General features: G+C 71.4%; 15 protein-coding genes and 1 tRNA gene. 6 read left to right on the top strand and 10 right to left on the bottom strand.

Features of this window, described 5'->3' with window-relative positions; genetic code table 11:
• Window positions 1-58 precede the first annotated feature (58 nt).
• Window positions 59-634, top strand: coding sequence for a TetR/AcrR family transcriptional regulator (locus BM093_RS10725; RefSeq protein WP_177238387.1), 576 nt, complete (start codon window positions 59-61; stop codon window positions 632-634).
• An 89-nt stretch (window positions 635-723) separates the two neighbouring features.
• On the top strand, window positions 724-1,551 hold the full coding sequence (locus BM093_RS10720) for a class I SAM-dependent methyltransferase (RefSeq protein WP_093340990.1): 828 nt from the start codon (window positions 724-726) through the stop codon (window positions 1,549-1,551).
• Between the two features lie 32 nt (window positions 1,552-1,583).
• On the opposite strand, the gene ypfJ is transcribed toward BM093_RS10720, so the two are convergent.
• Together ypfJ and BM093_RS10710 are read right to left on the bottom strand one after the other, a co-directional pair.
• Window positions 1,584-2,525 (bottom strand): KPN_02809 family neutral zinc metallopeptidase, encoded by a 942-nt coding sequence (gene ypfJ, locus BM093_RS10715; RefSeq protein WP_093340987.1) that lies wholly within the window; start codon window positions 2,523-2,525, stop codon window positions 1,584-1,586.
• Window positions 2,526-2,593: 68 nt separating this feature from the next.
• Window positions 2,594-3,466 carry an AraC family transcriptional regulator gene (locus tag BM093_RS10710; RefSeq protein ID WP_093340984.1) on the bottom strand — a complete coding sequence of 291 codons (873 nt, stop codon included), beginning with the start codon at window positions 3,464-3,466 and terminating at the stop codon, window positions 2,594-2,596.
• 84 nt (window positions 3,467-3,550) lie between these two features.
• On the opposite strand from BM093_RS10710, the gene BM093_RS10705 reads away from it, so the two are divergent.
• Together BM093_RS10705 and BM093_RS10700 are read left to right on the top strand one after the other, a co-directional pair.
• Window positions 3,551-4,252 carry a class I SAM-dependent methyltransferase gene (locus tag BM093_RS10705; protein WP_093340981.1) on the top strand — a complete coding sequence of 234 codons (702 nt, stop codon included), beginning with the start codon at window positions 3,551-3,553 and terminating at the stop codon, window positions 4,250-4,252.
• A gap of 31 nt (window positions 4,253-4,283) precedes the next feature.
• Window positions 4,284-4,369, top strand: a tRNA-Ser gene (locus BM093_RS10700).
• A 23-nt stretch (window positions 4,370-4,392) separates the two neighbouring features.
• On the opposite strand, the gene BM093_RS10695 is transcribed toward BM093_RS10700, so the two are convergent.
• From BM093_RS10695 to BM093_RS10665, 7 genes are all read right to left on the bottom strand, one after another.
• Window positions 4,393-5,613: a site-specific integrase gene (locus BM093_RS10695; RefSeq protein ID WP_177238386.1), complete on the bottom strand. Its 1,221-nt coding sequence runs from the start codon at window positions 5,611-5,613 to the stop codon at window positions 4,393-4,395.
• A complete protein-coding gene (locus BM093_RS10690; protein ID WP_093340978.1) occupies window positions 5,613-5,801 on the bottom strand; it encodes a helix-turn-helix domain-containing protein in 189 nt (62 codons plus the stop codon). Before BM093_RS10690 ends, BM093_RS10695 begins: the two co-directional genes overlap by 1 nt.
• A gap of 14 nt (window positions 5,802-5,815) precedes the next feature.
• Window positions 5,816-7,351 (bottom strand): replication initiator, encoded by a 1,536-nt coding sequence (locus BM093_RS10685; RefSeq protein ID WP_093340975.1) that lies wholly within the window; start codon window positions 7,349-7,351, stop codon window positions 5,816-5,818.
• Window positions 7,348-7,674, bottom strand: a complete 327-nt coding sequence (locus BM093_RS10680) for a hypothetical protein (RefSeq protein WP_093340972.1) — start codon at window positions 7,672-7,674, stop codon at window positions 7,348-7,350. The genes BM093_RS10685 and BM093_RS10680 overlap by 4 nt, the downstream gene beginning before the upstream one ends.
• Window positions 7,671-8,645, bottom strand: coding sequence for an FtsK/SpoIIIE domain-containing protein (locus BM093_RS10675; protein WP_093340969.1), 975 nt, complete (start codon window positions 8,643-8,645; stop codon window positions 7,671-7,673). The genes BM093_RS10680 and BM093_RS10675 overlap by 4 nt, the downstream gene beginning before the upstream one ends.
• Entirely contained in the window at window positions 8,638-9,450 is an 813-nt protein-coding gene (locus BM093_RS10670) for a hypothetical protein (RefSeq protein ID WP_093340966.1), read from the bottom strand. Before BM093_RS10670 ends, BM093_RS10675 begins: the two co-directional genes overlap by 8 nt.
• A gap of 131 nt (window positions 9,451-9,581) precedes the next feature.
• Window positions 9,582-9,905 (bottom strand): hypothetical protein, encoded by a 324-nt coding sequence (locus tag BM093_RS10665; RefSeq protein WP_093340963.1) that lies wholly within the window; start codon window positions 9,903-9,905, stop codon window positions 9,582-9,584.
• A 147-nt stretch (window positions 9,906-10,052) separates the two neighbouring features.
• On the opposite strand from BM093_RS10665, the gene BM093_RS10660 reads away from it, so the two are divergent.
• Window positions 10,053-10,796 (top strand): DUF5919 domain-containing protein, encoded by a 744-nt coding sequence (locus BM093_RS10660; RefSeq protein WP_093340960.1) that lies wholly within the window; start codon window positions 10,053-10,055, stop codon window positions 10,794-10,796.
• A 10-nt stretch (window positions 10,797-10,806) separates the two neighbouring features.
• On the top strand, window positions 10,807-11,271 hold the full coding sequence (locus BM093_RS10655) for an NUDIX hydrolase (protein ID WP_093340957.1): 465 nt from the start codon (window positions 10,807-10,809) through the stop codon (window positions 11,269-11,271).
• 28 nt (window positions 11,272-11,299) lie between these two features.
• On the opposite strand, the gene BM093_RS10650 is transcribed toward BM093_RS10655, so the two are convergent.
• Entirely contained in the window at window positions 11,300-12,010 is a 711-nt protein-coding gene (locus tag BM093_RS10650; RefSeq protein WP_093340954.1) for a GAF and ANTAR domain-containing protein, read from the bottom strand.
• Window positions 12,011-12,269: the final 259 nt, after the last annotated feature.

The following is a 12,269-nucleotide window of genomic DNA, read 5'->3' as shown; positions in this document are numbered from 1 at the left end:
GGACCGTAAAAGTCGCCGGGAGTTTTTGCAATCCGATCGGATCGTCACGGAGGTGCACGTGCCGAGGGTGGTCGACCACGGGCAGCGGCGCGGCGAGATCGCCCAGGCGCTGTGGCGGGTGGCGGCGGCCGAGGGGCTGGAGGCGGTCAGCCTGGCCCGGGTCGCCCAGGAGGCCGGTGTCTCGAAGGGGCGGGTGCAGCACTACTTCACCTCCCGTGACGAGCTGCTGTCCTTCGCCGCGCAGCAGGTGCAGCTCCGGGTGGACGACCGGATCCGCATGCACCTGGCTGCGGCGGCCTCGGACCCGCCGCGGGCCCAGGCCCGAGCGCTGCTGGTCGCGCTGCTCCCGCTCGACGAGGACAGCCGCACCGACGCCCGGGTCGGCTCGGCCTTCCAGATCCGTTCCCTCGCCGACCCCGACGTGCGCGAGGCCTACCGGGAGGGGAACCGGCTGATCCGCGCAGCCGTCGCCGAGCGGCTCGCCGCCGGGGCCTCGGCGGCCCTCGACGCCGACCGCGAGGCCGAGGTGCTGCTCGCTCTGATCGGCGGGCTGACGGAGGGGTTGTTGCTGGGGGACCACGACGAGAGCTCGGCCGTCGCCGTCCTCGACCATCAGCTGGGGCGGGTGAGCTGAGCGCGAGGACAGTGCGCGGACAGCGGTGATCCCTACCGTCGCGGCGTCGGTGTCGACGACGCCGGCGTGCGAACGAGGGGGGAATCTCGATGACCGACGTCCGTCCGGACTATCCGTTCACCCAGAGCGAGGGCGAACACCGGCGGCTGCTCGCGCAGAGCGAGCTGCTGGATCCGTTCACCCGCTCCCTGCTGAGCGATGCAGGGCTCGAACCGGGCGCGCGGGTGCTCGACCTGGGATCCGGCGCCGGGAACGTCGCGCTGCTGGCGCGCGAGCTCGTCGGCCCGACCGGGCACGTCGTCGGGATCGACCGGAGCCCGGAGACGGTGGCCATGGCCCGGGAGCACGCCGAGCGGTCGGGGTTCGACAACGTCGAGTTCCGGGTCGGCGACGCCGAGACGCTCGACGGGGTCGAGGGCGGGTTCGACGCGGTGACGGGCCGGGTCGTGCTCATGTACCTCGCCGATCCCGAGGCGGCGCTGCGTGCGGCGGTGGAACGGGTGCGGCCGGGTGGGCTGGTGTGCTTCCACGAGGCCGACCTGACCTACACGTGGTGCTCCCCGCCGACCCCGCTCTGGTCCTGGCTGTACGACTGCTGCCAGGAGACGTTCGGCCGGGCCGGGATCGAGCCACGGATGGGGCACCGGCTGCACACCACCTTCCGCGCCGCGGGGCTCCCGTCGCCGACCATGGGGCTGGGGACCTCGGTGTGGGGTGGCCCGGAGATGCCCGACTACGGCTGGGCCGACGTCGTCCTCGGGATGCTCCCACTGATGGAGCGGCTGGGGGTCGCGACCGCGGACGAGATCGGCCCCGCGACGCTGAAGCAGCGGATGCGCGCCGAACTCCGCGCGGCCGACTCGATCATGATCGCGGGCATGCTGCTCGGGGCCTGGGCCCGCCGCCCCGTGGCCTGAGTACCCGCCCGCGAGCCGGGCTGATCGGGGGGTCAGCCCAGCGAGCGGGCGGCAAAGGTGTCGCAGGCGCCGGCGTCGCCGGTGTCCAGGCCGGTGGTGAACCAGCGCTCGCGCTGGACGGAGCTGCCGTGCGAGAACTGGGACTCGTCGACCTGGCCGCCGCCCAGGTGCGTCTGGATGTGGTCGTCGCCGATCTTGTCGGCGGTGTCGAGCGCGGCGTCGATGTCGTCCTGGGTCAGCTCGCTGATCAGCGGGCGCCCGGAGTCGCCGGGCACGGTCGTCGCGTGGTGCGCCCAGACACCGGCGTAGCAGTCGGCCTGCAGCTCGAGGCGCACCGAACCCGAGGTCGGGCCGGTCTCGTTGCCGACCTGCCGGTTGGTCCCGAGCAGGTTCTGGATGTGGTGGCCGTACTCGTGGGCCATCACGTAGGCCTGCGAGAACGGCCCGCCCTGGGCGCCGAAGCGGCTCTCCAGCTCGTCGAAGAAGGACAGGTCGATGTAGATCTCGGAGTCGGCCGGGCAGTAGAACGGGCCGACGTCCGAGGTCGCCGACCCGCAGCCGTCGGTGCTGACGCCGCCGGCGAAGAAGTTGGTCCGCGGCCGGACGAAACCGGAGGAGAACTGGCCCTCCCAGTAGTCGTCGAGCGAGTTCACCACGGCGACCATCCGGCAGTCGGTGGAGGTGTTCGCCGACGCGCCGGTCGCGCAGTTCTGTGCCAGCGACGAGCCGTCCGCGGACTGCCCTGCCCCGACCTGGTCCAGGCCGGGGTAACCACCGCCTGCCGCCAGCCCACCGCCCAGGTCGACGCCGGTGAGGTTCGACAGCAGCAGGTAGATGACGATGCCGACGATGCCGAGCCCGCCGCCCGCACCGGCGACCCGGCCGCCGACCCCGCCGCCGCGACGGCCGCCACCGGCGCCGCGCAGGTCGTCCACGCCGGACGTGTCCAGCCGGGCGTTCTCGTCGAACCGCACGCTGACCTCCCGTTGCCGATCGGGGAGATCCCACCACACCGCACCGACACCCCGGCGCGGTGGGACTTTCACGCGGCGCGCCAGGCCGCCGGGCTCGTGCCGTGCGCGGTCCGGAACCGCCGGACGAAGTAGCCCGGGTCCCGGTAGCCGACCCGCCTGCCGACCTCGGCGACCGTCAGGTCCGTGCCGACCAGCAGCCGCCTGGCCTCCCGCATCCGGCGCTCGGTGAGCCACTGCTGCACGGTCCGGCCGGTCGCGCGGCCGACCACCGTCGTCAGGTGGCCGGGGGTGAGCCCGACCGTGGTGGCGATGTCGCGCAGCGAGACCGGGTCCCGGAACCGCTGCTCGATCTGCTCGAACACCGCCGCGAGCAGCGGGTCGGCGGCCTCGGCCGGGACGTCGTCCTGGAGCCGCCCGAGCGCCACCAGCAGCAGGGTCAGGTGGGCGCGTGCCGCCTCGGCGAAACCGTCGTGACGGGCGGTCAGCTCGGCGTCCAGCGCGGCGAGCCGGGTCAGCCAGCCGGGCCGGTCCGCGGGCGGGACGACCAGGCGCTGCGCCCCACCGCGATGGCTGCCGACGAACGGCGCCAGCAGCGGGTGCCCGCGCCACGACACCAGCGGCGCGGCGGCGTCCGGGTCGATCGCCTCCGCCGGGAACAGGACGGTGTAGGCCTCCCCGTCGGTCGGGCGCCCGTCGTCGGCGCCGATCACGGCGCCCGGTGCGACGACGAACGCGTCGCCGGTTTCCAGCGTCCAGTCCCGTCCGTCGACGCGGCGGCCCCACCGGCCGTCGACGACGTAGAACAGGCACAGGAAGTCGTGGGCGTGCGCGCCGCGCACCCGGGGCAGCTCGGCGAGCCCCGCGCCGGACCGGTGCTCGACGGCGATCGGGACCGGCGCGTGCGCGAATCCCAGGAGCGGGACACCGGAAGATCGTCCCATCAGGCCCGCACAATCTTCATTGTGTCCCGCTCGAGACGGCCGGAAGCTGGTGTCGACACACGAATTTCGTACCACGGAGGGGTCATGTCGACCGACTACCTGCCTGCGCTCGTCAACCCGCGGCTGCTGCCGGGCTATGACGCCTTTGCCACGATCATGGGCACGAACGGGATGTACTGGCGGCTGGTCGCCCAGGCCGGGATCCAGCCCGGCTCGACCGTGCTGGAGATCGGCTGCGGGACGGGCAACGTCGTGCTGCGGGCGAAGCGGGCCGTGCCGTCCGCGACGGTGATCGGTCTGGATCCCGACCCCGAGGCCGTGGAGATCGCCCGGCGCAAGGCGGCGGACGAGGGCGCGGCGCTCCGGCTCGACGTCGGCGTCGCCGAGGAGCTGCCCTACGACGACGGCAGCGTCGACCGCGTCCTCTCGTCGCTGATGCTGCACCACCTCGATGCCGATCGGCAGGTCGGCGCCCTGCGGGAGGTGCGGCGGGTGCTCGCGCCCGGTGGCAGCCTGCACCTGGTCGACCTCGACGACGACCCTCGTGTCGCCGGCCGGATGAAGCCGGTGAACCGGGTGCTGTCCCTGCTGCACCGGCTGGACCCGGCGGCGCGCCGGCTCGGCTTCGGCGGTGGGCACGGCCCAGGAGCCGGTCACGGGCACGGGCACGACGCAGGCCGGCCGGTGCCCGAGCTGCTGGCCGAGGCGGGATTCGCCGACCCGGTCGTCGTCGGGCACGGGCGGACCCGGATGGGGGCGCTCACCTACCACCGCGCTGATCGCTGACCGCCCAGCCGCACCCGTTACCCTTCCGGGCGGAAGCGTGGCAGAGCGGCCGAATGCACCCGCCTTGAAAGCGGGCGTCCGAAAGGACCGCGGGTTCGAATCCCGCCGCTTCCGCCACAGGTCAGCGGCATGATCGCCGATCACGACTCGTCCTGCTCGTCCTCGTTGACAACAACCGGTGACAACAACCCGCCGGTGACGGCGGTGCTGAGCTGCGAAAGCGCGGCAGCTTTCTCGTCGAGGTTGCCGTGCGCGTAGACGGTCATCGTGACCTTGACGTCGCTGTGCCCGACGATCTCCCGGACCACGTGCGGCGGGATGCCGAGCGCGAGCAGCAACGACACGGCGGTGTGCCGGAGGTCGTGAAACCGCATCCGCCCGAGGCCGGCCGCGGTGCGGATCTGATGCCACTGCGCGGCGAGCGTGCGTGGCGAGACCGACCCGCCCAGCGGCGAGGTGAACACGAGACCGGTTTCCGTCCAGCGGTCACCGGCGATCTCCTGCTCGTCATCCTGCTGTTTCCGGTGCTCCCGCAGCGCGTCGACGACGGTCGCAGGCAGCGGGACGATCCGCCGGGACGCCCGGGACTTCGGCGGACCGAGATGCGCCTGGCCGTTGGCCCAGGTGAGCGACTGGCGGACCGCGAGCTTGCCGGCGTCCAGGTCGACGGCATCCCATGCGAGGCCCAGCAGCTCGCCGCGCCGCATCCCGAGCACGATCGCGCACAGGTACAGCGCGTACAGCCGGTCGTCGGCGATCCGGGCGAGCAGCGCGCGGGCCGCGACCGGATCGAGGCTGGTCCCGACGTCGTACTCCGGGTTGGAGACCTGCACGAGCTTGGCGACGTTGCGGCCGATCAGCTCCTCCCGCACCGCGTTCGACAGCGCGTTCCGCAGGACGGCGTGAGCGAACTGAACCATGCGCGCCGATAGCCTCCGCGGACCGCCACCGCTGCCACTGATCTCCTTCTCGCGCAGTGCGGCGAGCAGCTTGCGGACGTCGGCCGGCCCCAGCTCGTCGAGCTTCTTCTTCCCGATCACCGGCACGATGTGCAGCCGCACGATCGACTCGTAGCCGTTGAACGTGGTCGCCCGTTTCTCCGGGCGCACGACGTTTTCCAACCAGTAGTCGAGGTACGCAGCGACGGTCTGCCGCTCCTTGGCCCGTGGGATGCCGTCGTCCGCCTGCCGCATCAGGTCGTCGAGCTTCTCCCGGACTTCGTCCCTGGTGCGGCCGTAGACGTAGACCCGGCGTCGGCCGCCACCGGAGACCGGGACGAACGCGGCCGCCGTGTACCGGCCGTCCGAACGTTTCGCGATCGTCCCCTCGCCGTTCGCGCGCTTGCGGATCTTGCGCGGCATCAGGACGCCTCGCGTTCCTGCTCGACCAGCCGGGCCGCGTACTCGCGCACGGCGTCGACCGGGATACGGCGCAGGCTGCCGATCTTGACCGAGGTCAGCTCCTTCGCCGCGATCAGCATGTACACCCGCGATCGCCCGATGTGCAGGCACTCGGCGACTTCCTCCGCGGTGAGCAACAGCCGTTCCATGTCCTCGTCTCCTCTCATCCGGCTGTCGTGGTCAGTTCCTCCCGAGCGGCACGCCTCCGATTCCTGGCTTGTGCGGCGGCGGTGTTCGCAAGGAGGGCGTCGGCGGTGGTGTGCCAGCCGATGCCGGCGAAGTGCAGCGAGGAGATGACGACCTCGGTCGTGTCCTCGCCGTCGTCCAGGCGCTCGACGTCGTCGGCGTTCGGGCCGGGGCTGGCGTGGTCGCGTTGCCAATCGCGACGGGCCTGCCGCAGCGCGGTCAGCGTCGTCGAGTACCGCCGGGAGCGGGTGGAGAAGTGGCCGGCGAAGCCGAGCATGTGCGCCCACCGCCACAGCCGGCCCCACGAGGTCGACCACTCGTCGGGGTCCCAGCCGCCGGGACGCTGGCCGAGGCGCCAGCAGGCGTCGATCTGGCGGCCGGTGTGCGTGGCCAGGTTCGCGTACGAGCGCACCGTGTCCGGCCGCAGCCGAGTCGAGAGATGCCCGGCGGTCTCGGTGGCCTTGGTGGCGTACTTGGCGAGGTAGGCTGCGACGGCGGTCGTGGTGATCTCAGCACCGTCGTCGAGATCGCTCGGCGCGAGCCGGACCGGGCGCGGGTCGACCTGGGCGCCCCACTCGATCCACCACCCGGACGGCCGGTAGGGGTGCGGCTCGGTCGCGAACCCGGTCCCGGATACCGCCGAGCGCAGCAACAGTGCCACCTGCGCCGCCGAGACGCCGGGTGGTGGCGGCAGGGTCAGGTGGGACAGATTCGGGTCCGGGTCGCGGCCGTCGAGGCGGACCAGGGCGTGCAGGTGCACCGCACCGCGGGCCTGGAACTCGGCGACCTTCGTGTAGCTCAGCCGCAGCTTCGCCTTGGTGAGTTTCTCGAGGTGGCGCAGTCCGCGGTTGGCGGCGATCATCGAGCGCCGCCAGAGTTCGCCGACGTGCATGTTCCATACCGCCTGGTGCGGGTGGTCGTAGCAGCCGAGACACAGCGGCTGCCCGACCCGCGGATCGTCCTCGCGGTGGCGTTCCCAGCAGGCGTGCGACACATCGTGCGCGCAGGCTGTCTCGTCCCGGCGCGGGCGGCACGGGAGCAGCCGGCCGCGGGAGTCGACCCGGTGCGCGTGCACGGGTCCGAACGAGGGGGCGGTGACGGTCAGGAACACGCACGGATGCCCGGCGACGGTGGCCGGGGTGCCCTTGCCGCCGACCAGGCCGGCGGTGACGAGCTGGAAGGTGTCGGCGCGGTAGGTCTCGGCGCAGGAGGGACAGACCGAGGCGCGGCGGTTGCCGCAGGCGGTGTAGATCAGCCCGTCGGGCATCTGTGCGGTGTGCCGCTCATCGGTGATCCGGCCGGTGGACTGTTCGACTCGGTAGACGGTGCCGGAGAGCTTGACCGGGTGCGCGCACCCGGCGGCCGGGGCGACATGGTTGAGCCAGGCCGTGTGGTTGTCCCGGCGGCCGGCGGAGGCGACGAGCTCGGCGCCGGGGGTGTCTGCGGCCAGGCGGGACAGCCGTCGGGCCGCGAGGGCGTCGACGGTGGCGTGGTCCCGACCGGCCGTGCTCATCCGGCGATCCCGGTCTCGCGCTCGGCGGCGGTGGCGGCCTGCTGGGTCCAGTAGCGGGCGTCGCGGTCGGCGTTGTCGCGAGCATCGAGGACAGCGCGGTAGAGCACGATCGGGGTGGTGTGGTCGTCGAGGACGTGGCGTTCGAGCACCGTCCACCAGCGGACCCGGCGGGTGTGCAGCGCGGCGAGCATCTGCCAGTGGTGATCGAGGGTGATCTGTCCGCGGTCGTAGCGGGCGCCGGCGTGCCGCATCGCCGCACTGGTGCGGCGGAGCCCGGCCTCCACCAGGTTCGGCACCGACGACCGGCTTCCGGTGGCGGTCATGACCGGCTCCGGGTGTCGTCGACGGCCTGGCCATCGGCGTTGTGGTGGGCGAGGCCCGTGGCGAGTCGGTGCAGAGCGGCACGATCGGCGAGGGCGTAGACCTCGGCGTCGGAGAGGTAGGCGGCCTTGACCCGCCGCGGGATGCCGCCTTCGGCGAGCAGGAACCCGATGCCCTTGGCCTCCGGTGCCACGCTCGCCGAGCTGTAGCCGCGGGCGGCCCAGCCGTGTCCGAGCACGATGTCCGAGGAGGTGTCGGTGGTGCAGCGAAACGCCCACCGATAGCCGAACAGGTCCCGCAACGACGTCGGGATGATGTCTGCCGACGGGCGCTGCGTGGCCGCGATGACGATGATCCCGGCAGCGCGACCGCGGGCCACCAGATCGCGCACGAGTACCGAGAAGGCCTCTTGCTCGCGCTTGGTGCCGACGGTGGCGGCGAAGTAGGCCAGCTCGTCGAGCACCACGACGATCGGCTCCACCCCATCGGAGGGTGCGATCTTGCGGCGCCGCTGCTCGTCGAGGACCGCGTACCGGGAGTCCATCTCGGACTGCAGGTCGAGCAGGGCTTGGATGGCGTCGTCGAGGTCGTTGGCGATGAACCGCTCCGCGCACGAGCGCCAGAGCCCGAGTTCGACGATCTTGCCGTCGAACAGCCACAACCGGCAGTCCGCCGACAGGGCGGCGTGGGCGACGATGTTGTTCAAGCCCACGGACTTGCCGGCGCCGGGCTCCCCGGCGAGGAGCATGTTGCGATAGATCAGCGGGAGGCGCAGGGGGCGGCCGTCCTCGCCGACGCCGAGGTGGATCGGCTCCCAGATCGACGGGCCCGCGGCGGTGCGGTCTTCGCGGTGGCGAGCCGCGTACTCGTCGACCCAGCGGGCCAGGGCCAGCAGCGGGCGTACCAGACGACCGGGCTCCGACCCATCGGCGGACTGGAGGGGGTAGGGCAGCGTGTGCGGGTGCTCAGACATACTCCGACCAGTCCCCACCACGGGCATCCGGAGCCGGACCGTCGATCGCTGGGCGCGGGGCCGGCGGGATGACCGGACGCGTTTGCTCCGGGCGCGGAGCCGGGATCGGCGCGTCCTGGCCGGCGTCAGGCGCGGGCCAACCGTCGTCGCTGGGGTTGCCGGCGGCCCAGCGGAACAGGTCCGAGCGGATCAGGTTCGGCGCCAACGGGTCACGGCGGATGATCTCGACGCGGACCACATTGGTTGTGGAAGACCAGGCTGTGACCCGGGCTTCGCGGGCGAAGCACGCCGAGGCCAGTTCCTCGGCTTCCTCCTCGATGGTCTTCGGGGCGAGGCCGGCGCGCAGGAACAGCCACACGACCTCGCCGACCCGGTTCGGGCGCGCCCACACGGTGAGCGGGCAGGCGCGGGAGCGGGAGTTGAGGACCCGGCGCTCCACGAGGACCTGGCGGACCCGATGCCGAGACAGAACCGCCTGCGCGCGGTGGAACAGGAACCGCCGAGTCCACGGCACCGCGGCCAGCAGCAGCGCCACGGCGGCGAACAGCGCGGCACGGGTCGTTGTGTCGAGGCCGGTACCGGTGACCTCGATGGCGACGCCGTCGGTACCGGTCACGTGGTCCGGGCCGAGTGCGACCCACGCTGTGATCAGGACGGCGGCGACCAACAGTTCCGCGCGGAGCCGCAGGAGCAGGGCCAGGACGCGGATGACGGGGTTGCGGGGCGGTGCGGAGATGATCTCGAAGGAATCGACACGGGACTTCCCGGCACCGAAGGTGCGGGCGGGTGCGGCGTTGCGAGGCATGACGAGTGGCCTTCCGGACGAGGCAGACGAGCAGCGAGCGGGGAGCGCGAGCAGCGCCGGGGAGAGGGCCGAGGCACCGGGGAAGCGAGTCCCGGCCCTCTCCACCGACCAGGCAGCGGACGAGCAGCGGGTCAGGAGGCCTTGGCCGACGGCGTCTGAGTGGGCTCGATCCGGTCAGCCTTGAACGCCACGCCCGCGCGCTGGCCCTGCTGCCACGGGATCGCCACCAGTGCCACCGGACGCACCTCGGCGCCCTGCTCGACCTGCGGGGCACCAGGGGTGGTGATCGAGAGGATCTCCGCGCCCTCGGCGTCGACCTTGACCAGCTGCGTGATGAACAGCGGCGTCCCGGTCTGACGGTCGGTCCGCTGCCGGCCCTCCATGTCGTTCTTCGGACGCGGAGCAGCGCCCACGGTGAAGCGGGTACCGGTGATGTCGACCTTGATCATTGCCATGACCGTCCTCCAGGGACTCGATGAATGGCCCCGGGCTTGGGGCGATACCGAGAATCCGCTGCTCAGTGAGACGGCCCTACCGCAACGCTGGACTTCTGGGGACGTCTATCGAATACTGGGACGTCCAAGACGTCCCTAGGAGGCGCAGTGGCGAACGACCGGCTCCGTGACGCACTCAACCGAGGCGGCCTGACCGTCGATGCGCTCGCCGAACATGTCGGTGTCGACCCCAAGTCGGCCGAGCGGTGGATCACCCAGGGCCGGGTTCCCTACCCCAAGAACCGGCATGTGGTCGCGGCATTCCTGCGGGAGTCCGAGAGCTACCTGTGGCCGTCGGCGGTGTCCGAGGCCAAGCTCACCGAGGCCTCCGGATCCGAGGTGGTGCAGGTCTACCCGAGCCGCAGCGCCATCCCGCGCGAGCTGTGGGACCGGCTGCTCGACCAGGCCACCGGGCGGATCGACGTCCTCGTTTACGTCGGCATGTTTCTGACCGAGACGCCCAACCTCCTTCCGGCGCTCGAAGCGAAGGGAGCCGCCGGCGGCCGGATCAGGTTCCTGTTCGGTGACCCGGCCAGCCGCGAGGTCACCCGACGCAGCACCGACGAGGGCATCGGCAAGGGGGCGATCGCAGCGAAGATCCGTAATGCGCTCGCCTACTTCCAGCGGATCGCCGACGGCCCGGGAGTCGAGATCCGCTGCCACGCGACAACGCTCTACAACTCGATCTACCGCTACGACGACGAGATGATCGTCAATCCGCACGTCTACGGCTTGACCGCACCGCACGCACCGGCTCTGCACCTGCGCCGTCTCTCGGCCGGCTCGTTGTTCGAGACCTATGGGCGCAGCTTCGACGCCGTCTGGGAGACAGCCAAGCCGCCCAAGTGGTAATCCTGAGCAGGTGGGCCGCACCGACTACTACGACGATCCCTCCGCACCGCCGGCGAACAGCCTCGTCGTTGCCGTGGTCGTCGTCGTGCTCGACGGTGACCGGGTGTTGATGATTCAACGCACCGACAACGGCCGATGGGCCCTGCCCGGGGGCGGCCAGGAGCTCGGCGAGTCGGTTCGGGACGCCGCAGTGCGAGAGACCTGGGAGGAGACCGGGCTCCATATCGAGGTCACCGGCGTGGTCGGGATCTACTCCGATCCGCGCCACGTGATCGCCTACGACGATGGCGAAGTCCGCCAGGAGTTCGCGCTCTGTCTCACCGGCAGCGCCATTGGAGGTGAGTTGCAGACCAGCAGCGAGAGCAAGCGCGTCGAGTGGGTTCCGCTCGACGCCCTGCCGTCGCTCGATGTCTCGGGTTCGACCCGTCGCCGGATCGAGCAGGCGGTCACAGGCACCGCCCCTCACATCGACTGAGAGGGGGAGGGGGCCCGGATCGCGCCGGTCAGGGTCTGCGGCCGGGGATGTCTCCCGCCTCGACGATCACGTCGGCCAGCTCGCGCAGCTTCTTGTTGGCCCGCTGGGAGGCGTCGACCAGGAACGCGAAGGCCGTCTCCTGGTCGAGCCCCTGTCGCACCATCACGATGCCAATCGCGGTTCCGATCTGACGGCTCGACACCAGCGACTTCCCCAGGTTGACGGCCTCGTCGTGCTCATTGGCGGCCACCATCGAGAGCGCGGCATGTGCGGCGAGGATTGCACCCATCGCCCGGGAGCCGTCGGTGAAGGCATGCGGGTGCCGGCCGTAGAGGTTCAGGGCGCCGACGGTCTGACCCGAGCTGAACAGTCGAAACGAGAGCATGCTGGCCACACCGAACTCCTGGGCGGCCCGCCGGGTGAACTCAGGCCACTTCGTCGACACCTCGGCCACGTCGTCGATGGTATAGACAGCGTGGTCGGCGATGGCGCCCAGACCTGGGCCCTCTTGGAGCTCGTACTGGATGGCATCGATCCGGGTGACGACGGGGTCGGTGGCGGCAGCGGTGACGACCCGGCCGTTGCGCTGGATCAGCGAGATGCCGGCATGGTCGCACCCCGGCACGGTCTCGACGGCCGAGCGTGTGATCACGTCGCGGGTATCGCTGGGGTCGGTCGCCGACTCGAGCTCACGGGCCATGCGCGCGAACATCTCCGCCATGTCGTGATCGTCGGGCATGGTCCGAGGATATTGGCGACGTGATGTTCGTGCGACCGGATCGATGGTAGGCACGCGGCAGGACGTGGCCCGGGTGCGCACGGGTCAAGTCTCAGGCCCGGTCGGTTCGACCCGTGTGCCGGCCGGGCCGACCTCATCTGTGGCGCGCCCGGCGCATGCGGCAACTATTGAAGTGATCTCAACAAGAAGCCCGTAGGTGTAGGTGTTCGATGTGGGTGAGGGCGAGTGCTGCTTTGACGTAGTCGCCGACTCGGCGGGG

It is taken from the genome of Pseudonocardia ammonioxydans (assembly GCF_900115005.1).
GTDB lineage: Bacteria > Actinomycetota > Actinomycetes > Mycobacteriales > Pseudonocardiaceae > Pseudonocardia > Pseudonocardia ammonioxydans.
The sequence above is the reverse complement of the archived record's forward strand: the minus strand, read 5'-3'. Positions and strand labels throughout refer to the sequence as shown.

Coding starts and splice junctions, on each gene's coding strand:
- BM093_RS10720 (WP_093340990.1), top strand. CDS start 724: ATGACCGACGTCCGTCCGGACTATCCGTTCACCCAGAGCGAGGGCGAA.
- BM093_RS10710 (WP_093340984.1), bottom strand. CDS start 3,466: ATGGGACGATCTTCCGGTGTCCCGCTCCTGGGATTCGCGCACGCGCCG.
- BM093_RS10705 (WP_093340981.1), top strand. CDS start 3,551: ATGTCGACCGACTACCTGCCTGCGCTCGTCAACCCGCGGCTGCTGCCG.
- BM093_RS10695 (WP_177238386.1), bottom strand. CDS start 5,613: ATGCCGCGCAAGATCCGCAAGCGCGCGAACGGCGAGGGGACGATCGCG.
- BM093_RS10690 (WP_093340978.1), bottom strand. CDS start 5,801: ATGGAACGGCTGTTGCTCACCGCGGAGGAAGTCGCCGAGTGCCTGCAC.
- BM093_RS10685 (WP_093340975.1), bottom strand. CDS start 7,351: ATGAGCACGGCCGGTCGGGACCACGCCACCGTCGACGCCCTCGCGGCC.
- BM093_RS10680 (WP_093340972.1), bottom strand. CDS start 7,674: ATGACCGCCACCGGAAGCCGGTCGTCGGTGCCGAACCTGGTGGAGGCC.
- BM093_RS10675 (WP_093340969.1), bottom strand. CDS start 8,645: ATGTCTGAGCACCCGCACACGCTGCCCTACCCCCTCCAGTCCGCCGAT.
- BM093_RS10670 (WP_093340966.1), bottom strand. CDS start 9,450: ATGCCTCGCAACGCCGCACCCGCCCGCACCTTCGGTGCCGGGAAGTCC.
- BM093_RS10665 (WP_093340963.1), bottom strand. CDS start 9,905: ATGGCAATGATCAAGGTCGACATCACCGGTACCCGCTTCACCGTGGGC.
- BM093_RS10650 (WP_093340954.1), bottom strand. CDS start 12,010: ATGCCCGACGATCACGACATGGCGGAGATGTTCGCGCGCATGGCCCGT.